The sequence below is a fragment of the Propionivibrio sp. genome (assembly GCF_049316945.1).
Lineage (GTDB): Bacteria > Pseudomonadota > Gammaproteobacteria > Burkholderiales > Rhodocyclaceae > Propionivibrio.
This window is the reverse complement of sequence record NZ_JBMOJE010000317.1, coordinates 1-2,401: the sequence shown is the minus strand read 5'-3', so window position 1 is coordinate 2,401 and position 2,401 is coordinate 1. Positions and strand designations below refer to the sequence as shown.

The following is a 2,401-nucleotide window of genomic DNA, read 5'->3' as shown; positions in this document are numbered from 1 at the left end:
GGCTCCATTAAGCCGCGATTCAAATGGCTCCATAGGGGCGCGAGATAACACCAGCGATACCTGTCAATTCAGCCAGTACTTTAAATGAGGCAAGGTGCTTATTCAACAGCACCGCTGCGGACCGCATGAATAGGCGATCTACAGCCCATATGCCTGAAGAATGCCGTATTTATTGGCTTGCCAGCCTGTATTACTGCAGATCGCCTATTGGCGAGGCTTGCAAGCCGCCATGGTTTAACCCTGCACATCCCACGGGTTGAATATTTCTACCGACAACCCTGTAAAATCCTTGACGTTTCGCGTCACCAGGATCAGGTCGTGCTCGATCGCCGTTGCCGCCAGTAAAGTGTCGATTGCCGGCAACGGTCTTCCCGCCATTGCTACCAAACGGCCCCATCGCTCAGCGACAGCACCGTCGATCGAGAGAATGCGTCCGGTAAAGAAAACCGGCAGATCGGTTTCAAGCCAATCCAGCAGCGTCTGCTTTTTCACCGGATTGTCGCAACCCTCAATGCCCTTCCGGATTTCTCCCAGCGTAAGTACGCTCAGATACAGGCTTGCCACCGGGCGCAGGGCAAACCACTCCAGGACGTGCGGATCAGGGGCTGTGCGTCGGAGTTCCGAGAGGACATTGGTGTCCAGCAGGTAGCTCAAAATGTAACCTCTCGCGTCAGGCTGCAGTCACGTGCGAATTCAATATCGTCCTCACCGAAGAACGGTGATCTGCGCATGAAATCGACCAGAGATCCCTGAGCGTTTCCCAAGCGCTCAAACTGTTGTCGTGAAATCAGCACGGCAACGGATTTCCCGTGCAAGGTGATGTCCTGCGGCTCTAGTTGAGCCTGTCTGACCAACTCCGACATGCGCGCTTTTGCTTCATTGATTTGCCATGTTTGCACGGAACACCTCCAATATGACCATTCAGGTCATATCGTACGCTTGTTCAAGATCACTGCATACGCGGCTCGGCTAATGACAGGGGAAAATAGTTTTCACAATTTTTCACGAATAATGAATGCGATGCTGACTGCTTTAGTCTTGTTTGAGCGATGGCAAGGCGGTCATGATTTTGGTGTCTGTTTAGTGACTGAACCGATTACAAATCGGAAAATTATTCATTAGCCATTAACCGGGGTGTTGTCTTCAGTGCGGTTTGGATTACTGAATGCTTTTTGATTGGCTGGCGCCCGTCTTGCCTTGGGCTGAGAGACTGTGAAAAAATCATTTCAGCCAAATCTTCCAGTTCGTCACCCCGGCGAAAGCCGGGGTCTAGTTCGTCTATCTGATTGTTTTCATAGGTATCAGAGGTGCGCACTGGATTCCGGCCTGCGCCGGAATGACGGTCTTGGATGCAGGTGCCAATTAATTCACAGCCTCTGAGTAGTCAATCATAAACAACCAAAGGAGAAAGCCATGACCACGGAATCAAAGTGCCCCTTCTCGGGCGACGCTCGGAAACACACCGTAGCCGGGGCCCCGACAAGCGCAGACTGGTGGCCCAATCAACTGAACCTGAAGATATTGCACCAGCACTCCCCATTGTCCAATCCCCTGGGGGAGTCGTTCAACTACGCCGAGGAGTTCAAGAGCCTCGATCTGAATGCCGTGATCAAGGATCTCCATGCCTTGATGACGGATTCGCAGCCGTGGTGGCCCGCGGACTTCGGTCACTACGGACCCTTCTTCATTCGCATGGCATGGCACAGCGCGGGCACCTACCGCATCGCGGATGGTCGCGGTGGCGCGGGGAATGGCAGCCAGCGCTTTGCGCCCCTGAACAGTTGGCCGGACAACGTTAACCTTGACAAGGCGCGCCGGCTGATATGGCCGATCAAGCAGAAGTACGGCCAGAAGCTCTCCTGGGCCGACCTGATCATTCTCGCCGGCAACGTTGCGCTGGAATCAATGGGATTCAAGACGTTTGGTTTCGCCGGTGGACGCAAGGACATCTGGGAGCCGGAAGAAGACATTTACTGGGGGCCTGAGGGCAAGTGGCTGGCAGACGAGCGCTACCGCGGCGACCGTGATCTCGAAAATCCGCTCGCGGCGGTGCAGATGGGTCTGATCTACGTCAATCCGGAAGGCCCGAACGGCAACCCGGACCCGCTCCTTGCCGCACGAGACATCCGGGAGACTTTCGCTCGCATGGCCATGAACGACGAAGAGACCGTGGCGCTCATCGCCGGTGGACACACCTTTGGCAAGTGCCACGGTGCCGCAGATCCGGGCAAATATGTCGGCCCTGAACCCGAGGCTGCCGACATTGAGGAACAAGGCTTCGGCTGGAAAAACACCTTTGCTACCGGAAAAGGGGCCGACACGATCAGCAGCGGCCTGGAAGTCACCTGGACCACCACACCGACAAAGTGGAGCAACAACTACTTCTCGAATCTGTTCAGCT

The 2,401-nt window shown here is 55.0% G+C and carries 4 protein-coding genes; 1 reads left to right on the top strand and 3 read right to left on the bottom strand.

Annotated elements, in window-relative coordinates; all coding sequences use genetic code 11:
* Nucleotides 1–234 precede the first annotated feature (234 nt).
* From ACOYNV_RS27515 to ACOYNV_RS27505, 3 genes are all read right to left on the bottom strand, one after another.
* The gene (locus ACOYNV_RS27515; protein ID WP_422903010.1) at nucleotides 235–654 is read right to left on the bottom strand and encodes a type II toxin-antitoxin system VapC family toxin; all 420 of its coding nucleotides are present in this window, start codon (nucleotides 652–654) and stop codon (nucleotides 235–237) included.
* Entirely contained in the window at nucleotides 651–899 is a 249-nt protein-coding gene (locus ACOYNV_RS27510) for a type II toxin-antitoxin system Phd/YefM family antitoxin (RefSeq protein WP_422903009.1), read from the bottom strand. Before ACOYNV_RS27510 ends, ACOYNV_RS27515 begins: the two co-directional genes overlap by 4 nt.
* 212 nt (nucleotides 900–1,111) lie before the next feature.
* Nucleotides 1,112–1,315, bottom strand: a complete 204-nt coding sequence (locus ACOYNV_RS27505; RefSeq protein WP_422903008.1) for a hypothetical protein — start codon at nucleotides 1,313–1,315, stop codon at nucleotides 1,112–1,114.
* Between the two features lie 98 nt (nucleotides 1,316–1,413).
* Between ACOYNV_RS27505 and ACOYNV_RS27500 the strand changes: the two genes are divergently transcribed.
* Nucleotides 1,414–2,401 (top strand): peroxidase family protein (locus tag ACOYNV_RS27500; protein ID WP_422903007.1); only part of this gene is annotated, 988 nt, incomplete at its 3' end.